Raw genomic sequence first — 21326 nt, forward strand, 5'->3', positions numbered from 1 at the left:
CCCCGAGGAGGTGCGAGCTGCGAGCGCCTGTCTGAACCACAAGTCGACAACGACCAAAGATCATCGAGTGGCGCGAAAGCGTCATGTCGCTCGCTGACAAGGGTGTCGCCACTGCGGCGCCGCGGTGCGGCTTAGCTCGCCGTCGCACTCGCTATGGGCTGAAGATGTTCGGACTGGCACCTCCAAGTGTCGAACGACAGGCGAGGCGGCTGCTCGGCTGGAGCCGGAGCGGCTCCGAGGCCCCGGCATGTTCCGCCGCGGCGTGGCCAAATAAAGCCGTGACCTTTGGTGAGCCAAGCGAATGCGAAGCGTCTGGCCCGGGCGGCGTTTGCAGGCAAAGCCGGACGCGTTTCGATGCGAAATTCTTGGCCCGCGTCTTGCTGATGCCAGCGGCGTGGCCCCGCTCAGTCAGAAAGCCGTCCCAAAATGACGCAGCATTGCACCGACTCCGGAAGCGCGTTCCTAAATGAAGCACGTGCTCAGGCCTTCGAGCTTATTCGCGCCCTAAGCTCCCGCGATGGCCGGAGCCGCAAGCTTTGCCTGTGGCTTCGCAAATCGCCGAAGTGGGGGGCCTTTCTGATGGCCCTCATCGCAACCAATACGCTTGTGGCGGTAGTTGCGTGGTTCGTCGTCGCGGCAATTCGGGGATAGATTACTCGTTGTCCGTCGGTTCTCGGCTCATCCTAACCAGGCATCCCATGAGAAATGCGAATTGGTTGACGGTTACACACGCGACTATGGCTGCTATCCCACTGACTATCCAAAACCCGTGAGCCTGCAGAATCCATGCAGCCGTTAGCGCGAGTATTAGTCCTGAGGCCGCGAAAGAGAGCCAATGGAAGCAGAAATAGCCAAGCAAAAAACCCGCCGCGGCACTTACCGCGAACAGCACCACAATACCAATCACCACGTCCCTCTTACCGCAAGATCGATCGCCGTTGATCAATATAACGGGATCGGCCTCAGCGGATTCACGAAAGATGTCTGTAAGGCTAACCGAGACAGTTTGCTCTAAATGGGACTGCTTGCGATGAGCGGTGCTGACGAACCGGATGCCGTCGGGGTCGTGCTTGAGCACCTTGCGAGCGTGAGTTTGCCTGTTCCCGGTGTGTCTTGCGTAGATCAGCGCCATTGAGCCCGGCGGCAAACTGGCCGTGTTCTTACGCTGAAGCATGGAAGCTCTGGATTAAATTGAGACGAGTAAGTACGCCTAACGGCCGTCGTCGAGTGCACGGGGGCTGGGTCGCCCATCACCCAAACGATGATCGTCGCCGCCGCGTGTGTCGCTCTGATCGATGCACCTTCTCGGTTCAGACGGCGCTAGACAGTCACGGCAACATCGGATAGTGTGTGTTTCGAATTCCGCGCAAGATGTGCCGAAAGTGGGCCGCCTTGCGCTTTTTTTATGCGACGGCCCTCCGCAATGGAGGCCAAATGTACGCTCGCAAGAAATCGTCCGAACCCATTCCGCGCGTCTGTCTGTCGCTGGAGAGCACCTGCGTCGCCCTCGGTGAGGTCGGCCGCGACACGGTTCGGCAGCTCATCAAAACCGGCGAACTCGCTTCCATCCGGATCGGGCGCCGGCACGTCGTGCCCATCAGATCCATCGATCAACTTGTCGCGCGCCAGCTGGAAGCGGCCGGCGGATCGAATTCCATTGTAAATCACAAGCTCGATAAAATTGGCGAGGCGGCATAGTCATGGCCGGAATCGGATATGGCATTGGCGCCGGGCTCACCGGCTTTGCGAACGGTTGGAAAACCGGTATCGGCATCCGTAACGCAAATCAGAATTATCAGATCAACCAGCTCAAGTTGCAGGGTGATCAGGCCGCGTTCGCGCGCAATCAAAAACTGCTGCGAGAAGAGCAGATCGCCTCGGATCAGACGCGGCAGGCTATCGCTAGCGGAGAGGTGAACCTGAAGGACGCCGGGACATATTGGGCAACAAAATTCGCTCCGCAAATTGCAATGGGTCACATTGCAAATGGCGATTTCGATGGCGCAAAGAAGCTGCTGGATTTTGCGAATGATCAGCAGCACCAAGACATCATGAACAAGCAGGCCACTCTGGCCGGCGCGATCCATTATTCGAAGGCTAGCGGCAATTATGCTCCGGTCGATAAGGCCATGGGCAATCTCTACAACTCGCTGCCGGCACAATTGACGGGGGGCGTGCAGTATCAGGGATCGAAGGTCAACGACGACGGCTCGATCAATGTGACGTTCGCGGACCCGAAAAGCGGCAAGCAGTTCCAGCAGAACTATCGCGATCTCGACACGCTGCAAACGGCAGTCGAGCCGTATCTTAATCCGCAAGTGTACTATTCGCATTTGCAAAACCATGGCCTGCTCGATGCGCTGGACGGCAAGGGTGGCCAAGCCGCTCCGGCCGCTGCCGCTCAGCCGGCAGGGGCGGATTTGCTCTCGCCGCAGCCGACGGCCGATGCGTCGCCGAACCTCGGCGGGGCCGATACGGCCAAGGCCGCCAAGGGTGCGGCTGCAGTCGATCCCGGTGCGGCGGCCAGTGGTGCGCCTCCGGCGGCCCAGACTGCGAGCGCCAATCCGACCGGGGGCGATGCCACTCCGGATGCGTCTCCGGTTGGGGATGAGGGCGCGGCTACGCCGCAGGCCAGTGCACCACAAGCCCCGCCGCTGCCGCAGATCAAGCAGCCGATCGCCGCGCCTCCGGTGCAAGCGCCGCAGATGAGCGGCGCTGCGCCGGTTGTGCCTGCGGCTCAGTTTTCTCCCATACCGATGCCGGTGCAGGCCGTTGATCCCGCTGCGGCGGCGCAGGCCGCGCAGCAGGCCGCGCCTGTACAGGTTGCGTCGGCGGACGGTGCTGCGCCTGTTCCGGCCGATGCTTCGGCGGCTCCCGCCACGTTTGAACAGCGGTTTGCCGCGGTCGATCCGACGCAAGCCGCGCCGAATGCCGCGCCGCCAGTTCCGCAGAATGTCCCGGTCGGCGCCGGCCCCGTTGCCGCTCAGCCGATGCCGCCCGTTCCGCCGCAGCAGGCTTCGCTTCCTGCTGGACCGCAGGTCGCTCCGGACGCAGGCCACCCGCAGCCGAACGTCACTACGTTGCCGGTCAAGCCCGTCGATCCGTCGCAGTCGGCTGCGTTCGCTGGCGCACAGGCTCCGGCGGCTCAGGGGCAGCCGCAGCCGAATGGCGTTTTCTCCATGATCCCGCCAGACGTTCGCGCTCAGCTTGTATCTGATCTTAATAGTTCCAACCCGGCTCTCGTGCAAAAAGCGCGTGACCAAGTGTACTCGATTATCAGTGAATACTCGAAGCCGCAGTCGGTCGCGCCTGGCAATTCGATTCTGGCATTTGGCAAGCCGGTCTACACCAACAATCTTGGCCGCGTATCGCCGGAAGCCGTTTATCAAAACGCAGTGCAATACGTTACGACCGGCGACCAAAGTGGTCTGAAAAATACCCCGCGCGGAGCTATGGGGAATATTTATCTCGCCGATCTCCGCAATGCGATTGTTAAAGTGCAGCAGCAGATGGGCATTTCGCCAGCCGAACAGGCTGCTCGTCTTGGCACATTCGACTCTTACATTGCATCACAGAAGGCAACTGGTACGCGCGCCGGCAATGTAGAAATGGCCGCAATCGAGGCCTCTAATCTCGGCAAGCTTGTCGTGGCCTCGTCGGCTAATGTTCCGCGCACAAGATTCCCGGCGTGGAATGCGCAACTCAACAAGTTCAATGAAAACATCGGCGATCCTAACATCGTTAGACTTGCAGGCACACTCAACTCATACGTCAACGCATATTCCAGAGCAGTTGGTGGCGGCAATCAGACTGTTTCTGATAAGGAACATGCTCGTGACATTCTTTATGCGGCGATGTCGCATGGCCAAATTCAGGCCGGCGTCGATCAGCTTCAAAGGGAACTCGATCAAATCCAGAAGTCGCCGGGTCAAGCAAGTCAGACGCTCAAGAACGAATTCACACAGCGTTCGCTTGGGGTCAACGTCCCCGCACCTGCGCAGCGGCAAGTCGGACAGGTCTATCAGACGCCTAATGGCCGCGCCCGATGGATGGGCAACGGCTGGCAGAGGGTGCAGTGATGGATTTGCTTTCCGACGAGGATATGGGGATTGTGACAGCCCCTGCATCACAGTCCAGCGGGACCACGTCTGCCGCCGCCGCGCCCTCACAGCAGGACGCCACGCTTTTGTCTGATGAGGATATGGGAATTCCCGGCCCGCTCACCCGCGCCGTCGCCGCGGTGCCGGCCGAAGCCAAGGATCAGCCGAAAGACGATCAGCCGAAGAAGGCGAGCGGCATTGCTCGCAACATCACCGCCGGGCTGAACGAAGGCATCTACAGCGTCCTAGGCGCGCCGGTCGATCTCGCCCGCGGTGCGATAAATCTTGGCGTCCGCGGTATCAACTATGCCGCCGGCACAAGCATTCCGACGATTCCGAGCGACAGCTTCGGCGGCTCGCAGTCAATCGCGACCGGCCTCGGCCACGTCGATCCGGCGCTCAACCCGGCGAACACCGTTGCCGCCTCACCGGAGGAGCGCATCGCGCGCGCCGCCGGGCAGGGCGCGTCCATGATGATCGCCCCGGAAGCGGCCGTCACCGGCCTCGGCCGGGCTGGCGTGTTGGCTCCGGAGTTGGTCGGCAAGGTTGCCCCCTATGTCGGGCAGTCGGCTGGTGCCGGCGATCTCGCCGCCAACGCAACCGTTGGCGCGGCCTCCGGCGTCGGGCAGGGCGTGGCGCAGGAAGTCGCCCCGAACAGCCCCACGGCGGCCATTGTCGGCGGATTGGGCGGTGGTGCCATCGGGCTCGGTGCGGCTGCCGTTCCGGCCGTGGTGCGTGCCGGCGCGGGTGCCGCGCGCGATTTCGTCAAGCCACTCACAGCCTCCGGTCAGGAGCAGATCGCGGCCGATCGGTTCAAAGCGGCGGCAAGCGACCCGGCGGCCGTCCAGGCCGCGCTGCAAAATCCCACGCCGGAGCTCGTGCCAGGCTCCAAGCCAACGACGTTCCAGTTGACCGGCGACATGGGCCTAGGCGCAGCCGAGCGCAGCGCAGCGGCTCAGGCGCCGGACCAGTTCGCGCAGCGCGCCGCCGAGCAGAACCAGGCGCGGGTTACGGCGGCGCAGGGCGTCCAGCAGGCTGGCGCGCCGGAACAGGTCGCGGCGTCCGTGCGGGCCTATCGGGATGCGCTCGATCAGCAGACGCAGGCTGCTGTAGACACCGCCAGCAAGCAACAGGCAGACGCGGCCGGGCAGGCCGGAGCGGCCCTTAAGGATCAGGCGACGGGCATCGGTGCGGCCTCGCAAGGGCGGCTGGATGCCGCCACACAGGCGGCTCAGGGCGCGACGGCGCAGATCGGTCTAGGGCAGACACCCGAGGCGGCTGGCGGGGCTATTAGGGCCGGATTGGAGGCCGCTAGGGCCGATGCCAAGGCGCGCGAGCGGGCGCTCTGGCAGGCCGTCGATCCGGACGGCACTCTGGCGCTTTCGCCCGAAAACACGGTGTCCGCGGCCCGGCAGTTGCAGGCCGAGCATCCGGCCTCCGCGGCACCGATCGCCGGGGAGGAGGCGGCCATCCATCAGGTGATAGGCCAGTATGGCGGCGCGGTTCCGCTGTCGGAGATGACGGCGCTGCGGTCGCGCATTGGCACTGAATTGCGCAATGAGCGGCTTGCGAACGGCGATAGTCCGGCGTATCGTAGGCTTTCGATCCTTAACAACGCAATCTCCGACGATCTGGATCATGCGGTCGCCGGGCGCGTTGCTGAAGATCAGCAGGCGGTCGCCGCCGGGACGATGAACCCGGACGATGCGCTTGCCGCTAAGTTGGCGCGGGACGCGAATGATTGGTACGCAAAGCAGGCCCAGACCGGGGCTGTCGGTGCAGCGGGTGCTGGATCAAATGCCGGAGGCGGATCGGCTACCGTTTCTGGCACACGCGGAGCAACTGGCAAAGCAGCGGTCGGACTTGGAAATGTTGCGGGCAATCCGCGACTATCGCCAACTAATGTTGTCCCCAACCTCGACCAAGCCGCAGCCGACCGGCTGAGCGCCGCGCGCCAGTCGACGGCACAGCGCGCCGCGACCTTCGATAACAAGGCGCTTGGGCCGATGCGTGCGCGACCGAGCACGAATGCGCCTTACAATATGTCTGACGCCGCGGTGGCCGGTAAGGTGTTCGCGCCCGGCAAGGGCGGCTTCCAATCCGTCCAGACCTACCGCAACGCCGTCGGCGATCCCGAGGCGCTACAAGCCTTGCGCGACTATGCCGTCGATCGGCTTCGCAATCAGGCGCTCCGCTCCGACGGCACGCTCGATCCGGCCAAGGTGGCCACGTTCCGCAAGCAGTACAGCGACGCGCTGCGGGCCTTCCCTGACCTCGATCGCCAGTTCGCCGATGCGGCGACCGCCTCGCAGACCATGGCCGATGTGGCGCGCGAGCACGCATCGACCAGCAACTTCCTCGCCAAATTGCAGGACTTCGCGCTGCGCCCGGATGGGTCAATCGATCCGGCGCGGGTGGACAAGTTCGCGCGCGACAATACCGACTTCATTGCGCAAAATCCCAAGCTCGCCAAGTCGCTCGGCGACGTGCAATCCGCGACCGAGGCCATGGCCAACGCCGCGACACAGCGCAAGGCGGCTTTGGATGACGCGCAGAAAGGCGTGCTCGGCCAGTTGATGGGCGTCACCTCGCCGGAAAGCGTGACTAGCACTGTCGGTGGCATCTTCTCCCGCAAAGACGCCATCGAGCAGTTCACGAATCTGCGCGCCAAGATCGGCAACAATCCCGATGCGCAGGATGGCTTGAAGAAGTCGATTGCCGATTACATCACGCAAAAGTTCATCGGCAACACCGAGGCCGGAACGTCCGGCGTTGGCGCAATGCGGTCCGACCAGTTCCAGACCTTTATGAAGCAGCACGGCGCGACGCTGAAAGCGGCCGGCTTCTCCGACGAGCAGATCAATACGATGAAGGCCATTGCGGCCGATCTGCAACGGTCGAATAGGTCGAATTCATCCGTCAAATTGCCGGGCTCGAATACGGCGCAGGATTCGCGCAGCATCCTTCAGCGCATTGTTGCAGCATCTGGGTCTAAGGTTGGCGGAGCTGTGGAGGGTGGGGCCATTGGCCATGCAATAGGCTCAATCTTCGGCCCGATCGGTCAGGCACTCGGTGCGGGAGTTGGTGCGGTCGGCGGCGTTGCAATCAGCTCGTTGCGCCAAGCCGGGCTCGATAGCGTCGATGCCATTGTGCGCGACGCCTTGCTCAATCCGGAGCGCGCCAAGGTGCTTCTGTCAAAGGCGAGTACGCCGAAGCAGGAAACCAACATCATGGGGAAACTGGCCAATATGTACGGCCGCTCTGCCGTGGCTACCGGCGTTCGCTACTACGACCAGCACAGCAAGCAGTTCGTGCCACAAGAGCATGTGGACGCGATCAAGGCGGCTCACGCGGCGGTGCCTGCGGCTGCCGTTGACTATCTCCGGCAGAATAAAAACTACCCGGATATCGTGCGGCAGTTTCAAGAGAAGTATAAAATTAACCCACGCGCGTTCGGTGTGCGCTGATGGATACGAGCAAATTCCGGAGATCGACCAACGTCGAGGACGATCGTTCGCTCGGGAACGATCCGCTCGAAACGCTCCGGCCCAGTCCGATATCCATTTCACCAGGGATCGGGCCTTCTCCGGGGCCTTTTGCGGGGCCGACTGTTGCGGCCAGTTTTGGGCTCAGCTTGCCATCCGCTGCCGATGTATACGGTGGCTCACCCACAACAGGCGTGCATGAGGCAAGATTCCAGGAGCAGCTTGCGAAGCAATACCAGGCCTCGCAGCCTCCCCAATGGCTGGATAGAAGCCCTCAGTTGAATCAAACCACCCTCTATTTCAACGATGCGGGATCGTATTACAACCAAATTATTCCGCAGGTTAAGTCGTCTTCAAGTGGCGGAACCGTCTTCGATCAATTCGATCCGTAGGGTCGCGCTCGCAGCCAAAGCGCGGCGATGGCGCCGGGGGTTGGTGTTAGGCCCTGAGGCAGATCGCGGTGTTGAGCTCGCCAAGGATGACTGATGCGCGCATTCAAGATCACAATCGGGAGCACTTCGGCGACCTTCCGGCCGGGCAAAGAGTTTTCCGACGGTGATGAACGCGCGCACTGGACGCTGGACGGGTTAGAAAAGCTGATCCAACTCGGCATTTGGGAACGACAGTTGGATCGTCGCGGCAATGTCCTAAAAAAGCCGCCCACGGTCGAAGAAGTCGGGCGGCTTCCGACAGCGCAGCCGCTGGCGTAGCGGGGCCTTTCAAGCCATTTCAAATCCGTTTAGGCGGGCAAGATGATCAGGCAGCAGGTCCTTCCTCTGATAAGCCGCCTCAAGGACTTCAGCCAGCTTAACTTTTAAGTCATTCGCTTTGAATGGCTTGAGGATAAAACCGTTGGCGAGGAACGGTGCGCCGTTCTTGAATAGGTCCAGCACTGATGCCGGATTGCTGGTCGTAAGAATGACAGGAACATCACGCAAAAATTTGTCGCATCGCATCATCTTAACGAATTGAATTCCGTTGATGGGCTGCATTTCGACGTCGCAAATAACGAAGCCGTAGTCCCGCCTCTTAATCTCATTCATCGCCTCAATGGCAGTGTGCCGCGTTTGCACATCTGCGAAGTCAAGCGACAACAAAATCTGTTTCATGATCGCGCACATGCTCTTGCTGTCGTCAACGATCAGCACAGGCTTCCACCTCGTCAGCATCCGGACCTCCATTTCCATTTCAAATCAATGATGTACGACCACCCGAGAACGCGACATGAATATCTATATGGAGATTTTATTTTGGATTTAGACTTTCGAGTAAACGGCTTTTAAACGCTGCCGGCTACTGGATACCTATTTCCATATTGACGTACCGGTCAGCAATCGCCGGCATCGATTTTGGAACTCTTTGAATGCCGGGCGGCTATCGGTACGAAGGAGAAGGTTTCTACGTTCTTCGGAGCGTCCACCGCGATCCGAAGCTGAGCGGCGATACGGTCTGTCGAGGGGGGCGCGGCCCGTCGCTGCTCTTCGACAATCCGGTCTGCGCCTCTTCGCTGAACCGGAGGCTCGATCGTCGCGAGTTCGACGACGCCGTGATCGGCCGCATCGAATGGGTAGCGAACCGATGTGACCACCGACGGGCTGCGCGACGGGGGCGCCCTTTGATCCAACTCAAAGCGGGCGCGTTGCGGTGTCGGAGGATGCCACGATGCGCCCCTTTTTGTTCCGCTGCCCGGTTACGGACCTTCAGGTTCAAGGCTGGGCTGCTGACGACGTGACGGACGAAGACGACGCCTTCGTGACGGTCGCATGCACGGCGTGCTTACAGGCGCACTTCGTCAACGTGAGCACGGGGAAGGTGCTGGGCGATGAAAAGGACAAGTAATCGGGCCGTCGCGACGGGGAAGGAGATTGCGAACGCCGTTCGGTCGCGGACGTCGCGTTTAGCCTGAACGGCGAAGGTCACGGCAGCGGCGGCCTTTTGTCACGCGAACCGAAACGGCCTCGCCGATTTACTTGGCCATGTGGTGGGGGTTCGAATACATCGCGATCGGCGCCTTCGTGGCGTTTGCACTAGCGGCGGGATGGCAATTGATGCGCTAGAACAGGCCCGAAAACCGCCGACACCTGATTTAGTGAGCGAGGCCGCCAACTGACGCGGCCTCGCTCCTTCGGAGCCTCGCGCGGCACCTCGTTGTGACTGATGGCGCCGCAGCCTTTACAATGGAAGACGTTAACTTGGCCTCCGCTGCTCAGCTGGGCAACGCGAGAACGCGATCAACTTACGAGCGCCGACTGTGCCACATCGGGCATAGGACTCTCGTGCCTGGTGAGGTTCTTCCGACATTTCCAGGCAACCGCAGTAAGTGGGAGGCGCTAATGACGCGGTCTATGTATTTTGACAATGCGGCAAGTCGTACCAGTGTTTCAACGGCGGCGTGCTCTTCGATTGCAGATCAAAGTGTCAAACATTTTGACAGGCTCCTGTCGCCGCCTTAGCCGTTATAGTCTATCCCTATACACTACCGTACATTTCAGGGTTGGCCCGCGTTTTGCTTTCGTTGCGAGTGGGATAGTTCAAGCGGGAGGACCGGCATGCTGCGTACTTTAGCCCTGACATCATTTTTGATTTTAGCTCTTGCCCAGTTAACCGGTTCTGCCCAAGCGACACCGGTCGATAATGTCTTCGTGTTTGGTGACAGTACGGTTGATACCGGCTGGTTCCGATACAAGCCGTTGCCGGCCAATCCGACATTGAATGCACTTGCGGCAGCTTCCCTCGCCGATGGCGGACGAATTCCCGATACACCGTACGGCGTCGGCGCGGCTCAAGTTCTTGCAACTCATTTTGGGTTGTCTGCCAATCCAGCAGATGCGCCCGGCGGGGGCACAAACTACGCCGCCAGTGGCGCCCAGAACAATGCGAGCTTCATCAATCCAAACGCACCGTCGACCGTGAGCCAGATGGGGAGCTACCTAACCGCGCATGGTGGCGTCGCAGATCCCAATGCGATCTATCTCATAAGCTCGGGCGGCAACGACATCAAATATGCCCAAACGCTGAGTGGAGCGGCGCGACTAAATTGGGTCACCAATGCAGCGAGCGCGCTAGCAGGCGCCATCACGAACCTTCAAAGTCTAGGCGCAAGCACAATCATCGTATCAAACGGATATAACGTGGGAACTGGGACGCCGGGCCTGTTGCGCACCACTTACGTCAGCGATCTGTTTGCAGATCTCAACGCGGATGGAGTGCTTTATAAACTGGCCGATGTACAGGGGCTGGAAAACCAGGTCTTCGCCGACCCCGGCGCCTATGGTTTCACTTCGATCTCGAATGCTGATGCTCCTGGCGGAACGGCGCTCATAAATCCCGATCCAGCTCTGATCACGAACTCTTGGGCCCTGTACGGCACGACTGCACTGCTGCGGGCACCCGATGCAGCTCAGACTTCGTTTTGGGCCGATGACGAGCATTTCGCAGCGGCGGCACAACAGTTGGAGGGCCAGCTCTTCATTAACGTGGTCCCCGAACCGGCGACTCTTCCACTCTTCGCTTCCGCTATAGCGGCCCTTGGACTTCTAAGCTGGCGTAGAAAACGGAAAGTCGCCGAAAGCACCTTTTGAAGCTTCTATAGGCGCGCCCGCCGAACGTCCTTCAATCCGCGTCCTCGGCGGCGGCCGGTGTGGTCACCGGGACCGCACGTTAAAGCCGGTGCAGGTGATATCTAGGCGCTGCCACGCTACACGTGCGACCGACTATTCTAAAGCCCCGCCTTCGCCGCCGCGTTCTCTTTGAAGAGGCTGCCGGCGCGGATGTATTTCATCGTTGTGTCGAAGCGCACATGCCGTGCCGCAGGTAGTCCCGCAATCACCGTAATTTACGCCCGATATTCAACGGCGCAGCAGCCGCATGAATATTAAACCGCGAGCGCCTGTCCCGCGGGTTGCGTTTGGAAGCGGGAAATGCGATTGCCTCGGCGTCAATTCACAACTTCGGATTATCAGTATGGCTAAGAAGCGAAAGAAGCGTTCCTACAAGGCTTGGACGAAGGATGATTTGAAGGCGTTGCGCCAGCACTCCCGCGCCAAGACGCCAGTTGCCCAGCTTTCGAAGCTCCTAAAGCGCACTGAAGCGACTATCCGCATGAAGGCCTATGCGCTTGGTTTCTCTGTTGGGCATCGCCGGCGAATGGCCTAATAAGGCGGTATTGTGCTCTGCCTCGCAGTGGCGCAGAATATTCGTCCGCGCTGACAGCACGGCCGCTGCGGATGTACCGGCGGCGAAACCCGTCGCCTGCCCATGGCGGCGGGTTTTCTATTAGAATTGAAGCTTAGGGTGATCCAGACACTACGTGTTCGTAGCTGTAGGATCAGCGTCGCAATCAAAATCCCCGCCACTAACGCCGCAATAGGTAGAAAGGCGCTAGAAGAACCGAGACAGAAACGCAGCAGTGGCGCACACCCCGAAGATGGATGCGAGCACGGCGTACACCATGCCACGGTTATGCTCTGCCGGCTTTTGGCGCTCCTCAGCGTGGAGAAGGTATTCGCGATATTTCTCACGAACCGGGTGAGACGACATTTCCGCCTCCCATGCTGCGTAAGGACCGCAGAAGTTCAGTGACAGAAGAAGAGTACACGGCTTTCGCCGATACCGCCATCGGGCTCTTCCTCTCGAAGGTGCATAAATCATTAGGTCCCGCCGTGGCGCTTAATCGAAATAAATTAAAAGTAGCGGGAATGCATCGGCATGTTTTCTACCGGACAGTTCTTTCATCCTCCCAGTCGAGGCCAGTCATTTGCCGGCAGCTATTGCTCCGAACGGCAGGCAGTCGGGGCCTTAGAACCCTCGCCCAGTGACTCTCAGAACGTCGCCTATGAGTCCGTCCATGCACTGGCGTAGAATTCCAAGCGCCCACCACTGCGGGGCGACGTCGGCTGCTCACCAATCCGAACAGGCGAGGATTTGCAGCCTTCGGGTGATGATCTGCTGTCTGCTGAGACAGATGAGTCCATCGACAGCAACTCCGATTTCCGCTGCGGCCATAGCGAACGACTACGGCATCGAACAAGGAAGCCTCCAACTTAGAGGGGCTTAGTGACCCGCCGGGTTAAATAACTTTGAAACCTAGACCAAATTTGCCCCCGGGAGCGGTGGCCGAACCATTTGCGATGATGCGCGTTACAAGCACTAAATCGGAAGATCGCTTGAATATCCTTGGAGCGATCTCGGCGGTCCATCGCTGGGGTTGCTTTCCTTCCGTCAAGATGGCGCGGGCATCATGAAAGATGATGGACGATCAGCGACATCCGGTGACATTCGGCATAAACGCGTGCCCCTCCGTGTCCGCAATGTTGGCGAGAACTGTTACCGCGTAACCGATGCCTCTGGACGGGGCCTGCAATATCGAAAGCGCGCGGACTTCAGCGCGGTCGCGTTGAAGGCTATACAAGCCGCCAATGGCAAAGAGGTTATTCTCGAAGGCTGGCTCAGCCATCATTCGGGGCGATGGTCGATCAGTGGCGTGCTGGCGGAAGCCGGCTAATCACCAGATCCCGAATGGAAAGTGGATCACCTCGAACGCGAGTAGCAATGCCGCGGGAATGGCCAGCGCGGAAAGCACCTGAGCCAGCGGTTCAAGAACTTTGTACATGGCGACACCCGAGGGGCGACCCGCGCGAGTCGGGGGTAAGCCGGGGGGATTCGGGTGCTCGCGGGGGTCGCTGGCGAATCAATTCGGCTGAAGGTCGCTGGTTCCTGGAAGACCGCTGCCATTTTTCAGACGCCTCGGTCGTCCGCTGGCAATCGCGGCGGCTCCTACAAGCTCGCTCAGTTTCCGCCGCGATTGGCCTTCTGGCGCGCGGGAGTTTCCAAAACTCATTCGAACGGCTCGGATGCAACCGGGCACAAGTCGTAGGTGTTGCGGTAACGGCGCAGTCACCCATTAATCAAGATGCCCGCAACTATGCACCCGTTGCGCCGTTTCACATTGGCGGGCGTGCATGCGGGACCAAGATGAACTCCACGGATGGTTCAGCAGCTCGCGTCGACAATGGTCGCTCGACCTAGACAACCGGAGAAACGAATGAAGACATACGCAACCTTCCTCCTGGGCACAGTCGCCGGATTGTGCCTGATGGGGGCGGCACAGGCGGCGCCGGCCCAGAGTCCTGTCCCTGCAGCAAGCTCCTATTCCGATCTGCTTGAGCCGGTTCAGGATGCTCAGGCAATCTTGATGGCGGACGACGTTGCACAAGCTCAGCGGCCCCAGCCGCTGCTGCAATTGGTGCAGTATCACCACCACCACCACCACCACCACCACCATCACCACGGCTTCTTCCCTGGCTTCGGTGTCAGGATCGGACCGCCTGCGGTGTATGGCAGTGATTGCTATTGGCGTCGTCAGGTTTGGTATGATCGATTTGGCGATCGACACGTCCGCCGCGTGCGGATCTGCGGCTGAGGACTGTGCAACAGGGCCGCTCTGAGCAGAGTGGCCCTGTTCATAGCGGGGCTGGAATGGCGGCTACCCGCGCGAGCTTGCGGCTAGCGTTAAGCCGGGGCGAACCAGGAGCGCTCGCGGGGTCGCCGCCGAATCAATTCTGTAATGGCCGCACCGTTCCCGGCGGCAGCGCAATCCTCGATCGTCTGCACCAGTTGCGGTCCTTTTGCTCGCTGCTTCATTTTGGCCGATGCCGCGAACCGAGCGGCGTCACATTTCGGTTGCCGAGTACTTTGCTCGTCCGAGGATTCACCAGATGCATGCTTACAGGCCGCGCACTCCACGGCCTCGAAATGGTCGAACGACAACGTCTCGTCGGACGCCCAAGACTGGACCTTCGGGCCCGTGGTGGGGCAAACAAACACGAACGATCCCATGTGGAACTGTCTCACATGGGTGTGGACATAGATTGATTTGTAACAAACCGGCCAATGAAGGGCCGCGCTGCGTCCTCACACAGCGCAGCCCCGACCAGCAGACGCCGGGGGTTTGGGGGCCTGAAAGCGCTGCTAGTCTGTGATTGCAACTTCTGAAGAGGTACCAGGTTGCGGGTGGACTTGAAACAAGCACAGAACAGCGCGAAACGCGGGGCGGCCTTCTAACTGGCGCGGTGATCCGGTCTCTGGCACGCGCCAAGTTCCAAAACTCGGCTCCGAAAAAGGTGATTTTTGCCTTTCGAACCGTTTGCTTAGGTCCGCGTTATCGGGACGCACGTCTTACATCTAACCTTCACCTCCGCGGCTTCGGCGTTCCAATGCGCCGAGGCCGTTTTCTTTCGAGAGGGGTAACGCCACAACCGACCCCGACTTTTGAGCAACTAAACTCAATCGCCACGTGCGCCAAAGGGCGGAAGATCGACCAACCTCGCGATCAGTCGGAGAAGCGCTTTTTGCTCTGGACCATCCCCACGGCTCAGAAATTCGCCTAGCTCGATGTGGGACAATCGACCACCCGACGGCGCATTAGGCTGGTGGATGATAAATACATTTCCGCTTTGCGGTTCTCGCCCTAGGTACCAGCTATCCCCGTTTGGACTTCGGTAAAGCTCACGCCGTTCGGTCATGCTCGCTCCTGACCTTCGCCCTCACACTTCCCTGCAGGGAACGGTTCTTCGATCACGCCTCGCGCCAGTGATCTGGCTTGTTCTTGTCCGTCAGGTGCCGCACGCGGGCCACCAGAGGCTTATGGCCCGTCTTTTTAGCCCAAGCGATCGCCTCCGCCTGGGTCGAGAACGGTCCGCCCATGATGGCAGTCGCGGTTTCAACGACGTATCCAGAAATCGGTGCGTGCTCATCCCGACTCTTCGGCCTCGGCTCAACGAAGATGTTAGACATGTGCCTCTCCTTGGAACCAACTTGGGAAACAAGATGCCGCGTTGTTTGTTCGCCAAATAGAAACGACCCATCTGATGGAACGGCTAAAACGGTCGGGCCCCGCGTCGCTCGCCGACCGAGGCGCGGCCCGCCCACCGGCAGCAAATCAAGCGGGGCCTGAACCACAATGGCGTGAGGGGCGCAGGGTTCTATACGTCGCGCGCTAGCGCCTCCCATCTCGCCCGGAATCTGGCCTTTGCCTCGTCGAGACTGGGCCCATATCCGCTGTTGGCTGCCGAGCTTGGAAACCTGTTCAAGCCCCAGAACTAAGGATCGCCGGCCCGGTTCGGCGCCATGTAGATGCGGCCAATGATCTCCTTGGTCGAGGATCACGGACCAATCATCCGCGCCGGCATCGGGCAATTGTGTTCGGCGAAGGGCGAGGCGGGGTTTTTGGTCGGTCATTGGCTCAGGCACGGGGTTGAGAGCACGGAGCCCCGGGACGGCCGCAACCTTCGCGAAACAAGCCGTCAACTTGGGCGGCTTTTTGTCACGCGAACCACTAAGGACCTGTTGTCTTTTCCGGCGCATGTGGTCGGACGCGGAATATGTTGCGCTCGCGATATTCGCCGTCTTTGCACTAGCTGCGGGGTGGCGGTTGATGCGCTGAAGACGAGCTCCGTACTGAGTGCGTTGCTGCCGCCCTCGCTCCAGGTCCTCGTGACGGTCTCCCGCCGCAATGGAGACCGAGCACATGGGCGTTATCCGACCGAAAGCGAAACCCGATCAAACGACCGAGGCGCGACTGAGCGAGGCCCGCGCCGAATTGGCGCGGATCGAAGCAGCCATCGTCGGCGCCGATCGTGAGATCGACCTTCAACTCCTCGACGGCGACCATGACGCAATTCGCCAAGCCGAGGCAGCCGCGGGCTCCAAAAGGACAGGGAGCGCGCCGCTCGCCGACGTGTATCTGCGCAGTTTTTCACCTTCAGGCTACGCCCGCGCTTGCACATTCCAGCCTCGTGACCCGGCACACGCGGGTATTCACCCAAAATGAGTTGCGAAGATTCCTCCGGAGCGACACTTTGGCTCTGATTGCAATCTGTGCCCCCGGTGTGTCCCCAAAGAAAAATGTGAGGCGCTCGTGCGGTAGCGCCAAAGGACAATATGTCTGACGGATCAAAGGTTTAGTGGTGGCTCCCGAGGCTGGGATCGAACCAGCGACCATTCGATTAACAGTCGAATGCTCTACCGCTGAGCTACTCGGGAACAGGGCTCGCGCCTGTTGCGGGGGGCCTCATAACAAAGCCCGCCCGCTTTGCAAAGCCCGATGACGGCGGGTGGTCAACGAAAATCCAAGGCGTCCGGCGGGTTCGCCATGGTCTCGGCAACGGGGGTGCGGGCGCCGGGAGGGGGAAGTGGAGGCCTCGCCCGGAATCGAACCGGGGTGCAAGGATTTGCAGTCCTCTGCGTAACCACTCCGCCACGAGGCCTTTTGCCGGGCGCCCGAGCCTTGAGTCGCAGGCGCCCCGCGCGCCTGCCTATATAGGAGACGCGCGGCCTTCACAACGTGTTGGTCGCTTGCCTTTTGCGGTCGCTTGCCGCAGATATGCCGCGCATTCCCATACGTTGAGCCGCCGAGAACCGCGATGACCGATTTTGCCGCCGCTCGCCGCAACATGGTGGATGGCACGATCCGCACCGCCGACGTCACCGACCTGCGGCTGCTGCGGGCGTTCCAGGAGACCCCGCGCGAGCGCTTCGTCCCCGCGAAGTCGGCCGAACTCGCCTATGTCGATTTCGACCTGCCGGTGGCGGCGCACCGCTTCCTCATGCAGCCGCGCCTGCTGTCGAAGATGCTGCAGGTGGCCGACATCAAGGCGACCGACCGCGTGCTCGTCGTCGGCTGCGCCACGGGCTACGGCGCGGCCATCCTGTCGCGGATCGCCGCGCAGGTGGTGGCGCTGGAAGAGGACGCCGAGCTTGCGCGGGCGGCGCGCGAGGCTCTCGCGGATCGGACGAACGTCGAGGTCGTGAGCGGATCGCTGGCGGCAGGCTGCACGGCGTCGGCTCCCTTCGACGTCATCGTGGTCGAAGGCGCGACCGAGATCGTCCCGGAGACGCTGCTGCGGCAACTGAGCGATGGCGGTCGTCTGCTCTGCGTCCTCGGCGGCGATGCCGCGGCCAAGGCCATGCTGTATCTGCGCAGCGGCGGCGACGTCGGCGGCCGTGCGGTATTCGATGCCGCCGCTCCCGTCCTGCCCGGTTTCACGCGGCCGCTCGCCTTCGCTTTCTGAGAACTCCCGCACATACAGAGTTCATTACGTGGCCAAAATGCCGCGTAGTCACAGTTATCTAGGGCCGCCGGGCGGGCAGGGGGTTTCCAGCCCGCGCGGGTCCGATTAATGTTCCTTGCGTCGCAACCTTCGATGCGCAGTCGGTGGCTTATTCGGAGTCGTCTGGATCAGGTATGTTGCGTTTCGGTGCGAAAAATCTTCTGGCGGTGATCTCGGCGGCCCTTTTGGGGGCCGTTTCGTCGTTGGCGATGGGCGCAGCCCGCGCCGACACGCTCGACGGCGCCTTGGCGCTCGCCTACCGGAACAATCCCAGCCTGAACGCCCAGCGCGCCGGCACCCGCGCGACCGACGAGAACGTGCCGCAGGCGCTCGCCGGCTACCGCCCGAAGGTCAACATCACCGCGACCGGCGGCGAGCAGTCGCTGTCGACCACCAGCAAGTCAGCGTCGTCCTCGGCGCCGGGGACGTCGGTCTGGTCAACCTCGAGCGGCTACAATTCGCCGTTGTCGGTCGGCCTGACCATGACGCAGACGCTGTTCAACGGCTTTCAGACGGCCAACAAGACGCGCCAGGCCGAGGCGCAGGTTCTCTCCGCGCGCGCGACTTTGGCCACCACCGTGCAGAACGTGCTGCTCAACGCGGTCACGGCCTACATGAACCTGTTGCGCGATTCCGCAATTCTCGATTTGCAGAAGCGCAACGTCGAAGTGCTGCAGGAACAGCTGCGGCAGACGCGCGACCGCTTCAATGTCGGCGAGGTGACGCGCACCGACGTGGCGCAGTCCGAATCGAGCCTTGCGGCCGGCCGCTCGCAGGTTCTGACGGCGGAGGCCAATTTCGAAGCATCGCAGGCGACCTACCGCCAGGTGATCGGCATCAATCCGGGCAAGCTCGCGCCGGGCACGCCGGTCGATCGCTTCTCGCCGAAGACGCTGCCGGGCGCGGTGGCGGTCGGCATCGGCACAAATCCTTCGGTGGCGGCCGCGCAGTACAACGTTGACGTCGCGCTGCGCCAGGTGAAGGTCGCGGAAGGCGCGCTGCTGCCGAACCTGTCGGTGCAGGGCAGCGTGCAGAAGAGCTGGCTCGGCGTCGGCGTGCTCTCCACCATGGAGAGCTACAACGCCTCGGTGCTCGGCACGCTGACGGTTCCGGTCTACCAGGGCGGCGCCGAATACTCGCTCATCCGGCAGGCCAAGGAGACGCTCGGGCAGCAGCGGCTGAACCTCGACGTCAGCCGCGACACGGTGCGGCAGAACGTGGTGCAGGCCTGGGGCCAGCTCCAGGCCGCCAAGGCCAATATCGAGGCGACGCAGGCGCAGGTGCAGGCGGCGGAGATTGCGCTCAACGGTATCCGCGAGGAGGCCCGTGTCGGGCAGCGCACGACCTTCGACGTGTTGACCGCGCAGCAGACCCTGGTGAATGCGCGCGTGGCGGTCGTGACCGCGCAGCACGACCGCGTCGTCGCGTCCTATACCTTGCTGGCTGCAGTCGGCCGCCTGAGCCCCGATGTGCTCGGTCTGCACGTGCCGGTCTACCGGCCGCAGGTCCATTACGAGCAGGTGCGCGACGCCTGGGCGGGCACGCGCAATCCCGACGGCCGCTGACCGCCCGGCCGCTGCCGGCCGCGCGCAACGGCCACAACCATGTCCACAACTTCATCGTTGAAGCGGAAACGCCATCTGCCCTCGACGCAGTGCTCTGGCGTATAACTAGATTCCGACCGCGATTCGATTCGGACGCATGCTGCGGCCGTCCGTATTTGCGGTCGACGTGCAGCGCTTGCGGGCGGGACCAACGCAATGAGTCAATCGGCGAAGGCGCAAGAGCCCTCGATGGAGGAAATTCTCGCCTCCATCCGTCGCATCATTGCCGACGACGAGACGGGCAAGGCTGTGAAGCCGGCGGAAGCGCCACCGGCGCCCAAGCCGGCACCGACGCCGGTGGCGTCGGCCGCCACGCGTCCGGTGCCGCCGCCAGCGCCGCCGCGTCCGTCGCCGCCGCCGGCCCCGGCGAACAAGCAGGACGACATCGACGCGATGCTCGGCCTCGACCAGCCCAAGCCGGCGCCGAAGCCGCCCGCGCCCAAGCCCGCGCCGGCGCCGTCCGATGTCCTCGATTTGACGGAAGCGATGACGGCAGCGCCCGCGTTCCGCACCATCGACGGCGCCTCCGACGTCGTCTTCACCGAGCGCACGCCGGACCTGCCGGAGCCGGTCAGACAACCGCCGCCGGCTGCGCCGCCGGCCTCGGCGATGGACCGCGGGTTGATCTCGGGCGCCACGCGCGCCGCCGTCGACAGTGCCTTCAATTCGCTGGCCAACACCGTGCTCGGCAACAACGCCCGCACGCTTGAGGACCTGGTCAAGGAAATGCTGCGGCCGATGCTCAAGAACTGGCTGGACGACAACCTGCCGGGCATGGTCGAGCGCATCGTGCGCGCCGAGATCGAACGCGTCTCGCGCGGTCGTTGATCAGCGCTTGACGTGGCGGCGCAGCCGCCAGTTGATCCAGATCGCCAGCAGCGGCCACAGCGCCGCCGCGCCGACGAACACCGGCGCCGCGCCGGCTCGGTCGATGACCGGCGCCGCCAGCGCCACGCCGATGCTCTGCCCCAGATAGAGCGCCGAGGAAAAGCCGGCCACCGCGTTGCCGCGCGCTTCCGGCAGCATCTGCGTCGCGTGCGTCTGCAGCGTGTTGTGCACCATGTAGTAACCGAAGCCGAGCACGGCGCAGGCGAACGGCGCGAGCTCCCACACCGGCGCGATGGCGAGCATGAGGAAGCCGAGCATCACCACGGCGCCGCCGGCAAGGACGAGGCCTCGGTCACCGAGGCGCACCAGCCGCTGCACGCTGATCACGTAGAGCACGCAGCCGAGCCCGAACCCCGCGACCGCCAGCCCGATCAGCGTGAAGCTGAGATCGAAATGGAGGTGCAGGAAGGCCGCGACGTAGGTGAATCCGCCGAAGAAGATCGCGCCTTCGAAGAACACCGCAAGGATGACGAAGCGCGGCCACGAGCCGAAGAGGAGCTTGCGATAGTCGGACAGGAAGCTGCCCGTCGCTCCGTGGGTCCGGCGCATGGGCACGGTCCACGGATTGCTGCGCAACTGCGTCAGCAGCGAGCCGCCGGCAAATGCGAAGACGCCGGCGAGCACGTAGAAGGTCGTCCGCCAGCCGAAATGATCGCCGATGATGCCGCCGGCCACCTGACCGGCGATCATGCCGATCATCTGCCCGGCGAGGAACCGCGCCAGCACGGTCTGACGCCGTTCGTACGGGACCGTGTCGCCGACGAAGGCGATCCCGAGGGGGACGATGCTGGCGGCGCCGGGCGCGCAGATGAGACGCGCCAGCGTGAGTTGCGTGATCGACTGCGACAGCGCACAGAGGAGGACCAGCACCGCCGATGCAAGGCAGACCACGGTCACCCACTGGCATTTGCCGAAACGGTCGCCGAACATGCCGGTGAAGGCCTGCGACAGCCCGTAGGGAATCGCATAGGCGGTGACGATGGCCGACGCGCTGCCGATGCTGACGCCGAAGCCGACCGCCAGTTGCGGCAGCAAAGGATCGGAAATACGCAGCGAAAAGCCGCTGGCGAACGCGGCAAGCGACATCAGCAGGATGACGCGGCGGAGCTGCTTTTCGGTTCCGGACTCGGGCGGTGACAC

Annotated in this window: 18 protein-coding genes and 2 tRNA genes; 14 read left to right on the top strand and 6 right to left on the bottom strand. The window is 62.0% G+C overall.

Translation table 11 applies throughout. The annotated features are described in order from the left end of the window. Positions 1 to 652 precede the first annotated feature (652 nt). Complete coding sequence (locus VGV41_RS01250; protein ID WP_326861830.1) at positions 653 to 1174, bottom strand: hypothetical protein; 522 nt, start codon at positions 1172 to 1174, stop codon at positions 653 to 655. 260 nt (positions 1175 to 1434) lie between these two features. Here VGV41_RS01250 and VGV41_RS01255 point away from each other — a divergent pair, with 260 nt between their 5' ends. The 5 genes from VGV41_RS01255 (at position 1435) to VGV41_RS01275 (ending at position 8295) form a co-directional block, all read left to right on the top strand. Further along, a complete protein-coding gene (locus VGV41_RS01255) occupies positions 1435 to 1698 on the top strand; it encodes a helix-turn-helix domain-containing protein (RefSeq protein WP_326861831.1) in 264 nt (87 codons plus the stop codon). 2 nt (positions 1699 to 1700) lie between these two features. Next, the gene (locus VGV41_RS01260) at positions 1701 to 4079 is read left to right on the top strand and encodes a hypothetical protein (protein ID WP_326861832.1); all 2379 of its coding nucleotides are present in this window, start codon (positions 1701 to 1703) and stop codon (positions 4077 to 4079) included. Then, positions 4079 to 7567 (top strand): hypothetical protein, encoded by a 3489-nt coding sequence (locus VGV41_RS01265; protein ID WP_326861833.1) that lies wholly within the window; start codon positions 4079 to 4081, stop codon positions 7565 to 7567. Before VGV41_RS01260 ends, VGV41_RS01265 begins: the two co-directional genes overlap by 1 nt. Next, positions 7567 to 7977 carry a hypothetical protein gene (locus tag VGV41_RS01270; RefSeq protein ID WP_326861834.1) on the top strand — a complete coding sequence of 137 codons (411 nt, stop codon included), beginning with the start codon at positions 7567 to 7569 and terminating at the stop codon, positions 7975 to 7977. Before VGV41_RS01265 ends, VGV41_RS01270 begins: the two co-directional genes overlap by 1 nt. 93 nt (positions 7978 to 8070) lie before the next feature. Beyond that, positions 8071 to 8295: a hypothetical protein gene (locus tag VGV41_RS01275; RefSeq protein ID WP_326861835.1), complete on the top strand. Its 225-nt coding sequence runs from the start codon at positions 8071 to 8073 to the stop codon at positions 8293 to 8295. 9 nt (positions 8296 to 8304) lie between these two features. Here the strand turns inward: VGV41_RS01275 and VGV41_RS01280 are convergent, their stop codons facing one another. Next, positions 8305 to 8733, bottom strand: a complete 429-nt coding sequence (locus VGV41_RS01280; protein ID WP_326861836.1) for a response regulator — start codon at positions 8731 to 8733, stop codon at positions 8305 to 8307. A 514-nt stretch (positions 8734 to 9247) separates the two neighbouring features. Here VGV41_RS01280 and VGV41_RS01285 point away from each other — a divergent pair. From VGV41_RS01285 to VGV41_RS01305, 5 genes are all read left to right on the top strand, one after another. Further along, positions 9248 to 9424, top strand: coding sequence for a hypothetical protein (locus VGV41_RS01285; protein WP_326861837.1), 177 nt, complete (start codon positions 9248 to 9250; stop codon positions 9422 to 9424). A gap of 710 nt (positions 9425 to 10134) precedes the next feature. After that, positions 10135 to 11166 (top strand): SGNH/GDSL hydrolase family protein, encoded by a 1032-nt coding sequence (locus VGV41_RS01290; protein WP_326861838.1) that lies wholly within the window; start codon positions 10135 to 10137, stop codon positions 11164 to 11166. A gap of 382 nt (positions 11167 to 11548) precedes the next feature. Next, positions 11549 to 11740 carry a hypothetical protein gene (locus VGV41_RS01295; RefSeq protein ID WP_326861839.1) on the top strand — a complete coding sequence of 64 codons (192 nt, stop codon included), beginning with the start codon at positions 11549 to 11551 and terminating at the stop codon, positions 11738 to 11740. Positions 11741 to 12824: 1084 nt separating this feature from the next. Continuing rightward, complete coding sequence (locus VGV41_RS01300) at positions 12825 to 13088, top strand: hypothetical protein (protein ID WP_326861840.1); 264 nt, start codon at positions 12825 to 12827, stop codon at positions 13086 to 13088. 540 nt (positions 13089 to 13628) lie between these two features. Further along, on the top strand, positions 13629 to 14006 hold the full coding sequence (locus VGV41_RS01305; RefSeq protein ID WP_326861841.1) for a hypothetical protein: 378 nt from the start codon (positions 13629 to 13631) through the stop codon (positions 14004 to 14006). Between the two features lie 1154 nt (positions 14007 to 15160). Here VGV41_RS01305 and VGV41_RS01310 read toward each other — a convergent pair. Continuing rightward, complete coding sequence (locus VGV41_RS01310) at positions 15161 to 15379, bottom strand: hypothetical protein (protein WP_326861842.1); 219 nt, start codon at positions 15377 to 15379, stop codon at positions 15161 to 15163. Positions 15380 to 16112: 733 nt separating this feature from the next. Here VGV41_RS01310 and VGV41_RS01315 point away from each other — a divergent pair. Further along, positions 16113 to 16415, top strand: a complete 303-nt coding sequence (locus VGV41_RS01315; RefSeq protein ID WP_326861843.1) for a hypothetical protein — start codon at positions 16113 to 16115, stop codon at positions 16413 to 16415. A 137-nt stretch (positions 16416 to 16552) separates the two neighbouring features. Here VGV41_RS01315 and VGV41_RS01320 read toward each other — a convergent pair. Next, positions 16553 to 16627, bottom strand: a tRNA-Asn gene (locus VGV41_RS01320). Positions 16628 to 16777: 150 nt separating this feature from the next. After that, positions 16778 to 16851: transfer RNA gene (locus VGV41_RS01325), tRNA-Cys, on the bottom strand. 156 nt (positions 16852 to 17007) lie between these two features. Here VGV41_RS01325 and VGV41_RS01330 point away from each other — a divergent pair. From VGV41_RS01330 to VGV41_RS01340, 3 genes are all read left to right on the top strand, one after another. Next, complete coding sequence (locus VGV41_RS01330) at positions 17008 to 17655, top strand: protein-L-isoaspartate O-methyltransferase (RefSeq protein ID WP_326861844.1); 648 nt, start codon at positions 17008 to 17010, stop codon at positions 17653 to 17655. A gap of 173 nt (positions 17656 to 17828) precedes the next feature. Beyond that, positions 17829 to 19259 (top strand): TolC family outer membrane protein, encoded by a 1431-nt coding sequence (locus tag VGV41_RS01335; protein ID WP_326861845.1) that lies wholly within the window; start codon positions 17829 to 17831, stop codon positions 19257 to 19259. Between the two features lie 195 nt (positions 19260 to 19454). Continuing rightward, on the top strand, positions 19455 to 20126 hold the full coding sequence (locus VGV41_RS01340; RefSeq protein ID WP_326861846.1) for a DUF2497 domain-containing protein: 672 nt from the start codon (positions 19455 to 19457) through the stop codon (positions 20124 to 20126). Here the strand turns inward: VGV41_RS01340 and VGV41_RS01345 are convergent, their stop codons facing one another. Next, a complete protein-coding gene (locus VGV41_RS01345) occupies positions 20127 to 21326 on the bottom strand; it encodes an MFS transporter (protein WP_326861847.1) in 1200 nt (399 codons plus the stop codon).

Origin of the sequence: Pseudolabrys sp. (assembly GCF_035943735.1) — a bacterium.
In the GTDB taxonomy this organism is placed as follows: domain Bacteria; phylum Pseudomonadota; class Alphaproteobacteria; order Rhizobiales; family Xanthobacteraceae; genus Pseudolabrys.

What these genes read in the sequence shown, in the direction of transcription:
- VGV41_RS01250 (WP_326861830.1), bottom strand. Translation starts at nt 1,174, where the DNA reads ATGCTTCAGCGTAAGAACACGGCCAGTTTGCCGCCGGGCTCAATGGCG.
- VGV41_RS01315 (WP_326861843.1), top strand. Translation starts at nt 16,113, where the DNA reads ATGGGCGTTATCCGACCGAAAGCGAAACCCGATCAAACGACCGAGGCG.
- VGV41_RS01340 (WP_326861846.1), top strand. Translation starts at nt 19,455, where the DNA reads ATGAGTCAATCGGCGAAGGCGCAAGAGCCCTCGATGGAGGAAATTCTC.
- VGV41_RS01295 (WP_326861839.1), top strand. Translation starts at nt 11,549, where the DNA reads ATGGCTAAGAAGCGAAAGAAGCGTTCCTACAAGGCTTGGACGAAGGAT.
- VGV41_RS01300 (WP_326861840.1), top strand. Translation starts at nt 12,825, where the DNA reads ATGAAAGATGATGGACGATCAGCGACATCCGGTGACATTCGGCATAAA.
- VGV41_RS01290 (WP_326861838.1), top strand. Translation starts at nt 10,135, where the DNA reads ATGCTGCGTACTTTAGCCCTGACATCATTTTTGATTTTAGCTCTTGCC.
- VGV41_RS01260 (WP_326861832.1), top strand. Translation starts at nt 1,701, where the DNA reads ATGGCCGGAATCGGATATGGCATTGGCGCCGGGCTCACCGGCTTTGCG.
- VGV41_RS01275 (WP_326861835.1), top strand. Translation starts at nt 8,071, where the DNA reads ATGCGCGCATTCAAGATCACAATCGGGAGCACTTCGGCGACCTTCCGG.
- VGV41_RS01270 (WP_326861834.1), top strand. Translation starts at nt 7,567, where the DNA reads ATGGATACGAGCAAATTCCGGAGATCGACCAACGTCGAGGACGATCGT.
- VGV41_RS01305 (WP_326861841.1), top strand. Translation starts at nt 13,629, where the DNA reads ATGAAGACATACGCAACCTTCCTCCTGGGCACAGTCGCCGGATTGTGC.
- VGV41_RS01285 (WP_326861837.1), top strand. Translation starts at nt 9,248, where the DNA reads ATGCGCCCCTTTTTGTTCCGCTGCCCGGTTACGGACCTTCAGGTTCAA.
- VGV41_RS01335 (WP_326861845.1), top strand. Translation starts at nt 17,829, where the DNA reads ATGTTGCGTTTCGGTGCGAAAAATCTTCTGGCGGTGATCTCGGCGGCC.
- VGV41_RS01265 (WP_326861833.1), top strand. Translation starts at nt 4,079, where the DNA reads ATGGATTTGCTTTCCGACGAGGATATGGGGATTGTGACAGCCCCTGCA.
- VGV41_RS01330 (WP_326861844.1), top strand. Translation starts at nt 17,008, where the DNA reads ATGACCGATTTTGCCGCCGCTCGCCGCAACATGGTGGATGGCACGATC.
- VGV41_RS01255 (WP_326861831.1), top strand. Translation starts at nt 1,435, where the DNA reads ATGTACGCTCGCAAGAAATCGTCCGAACCCATTCCGCGCGTCTGTCTG.
- VGV41_RS01310 (WP_326861842.1), bottom strand. Translation starts at nt 15,379, where the DNA reads ATGTCTAACATCTTCGTTGAGCCGAGGCCGAAGAGTCGGGATGAGCAC.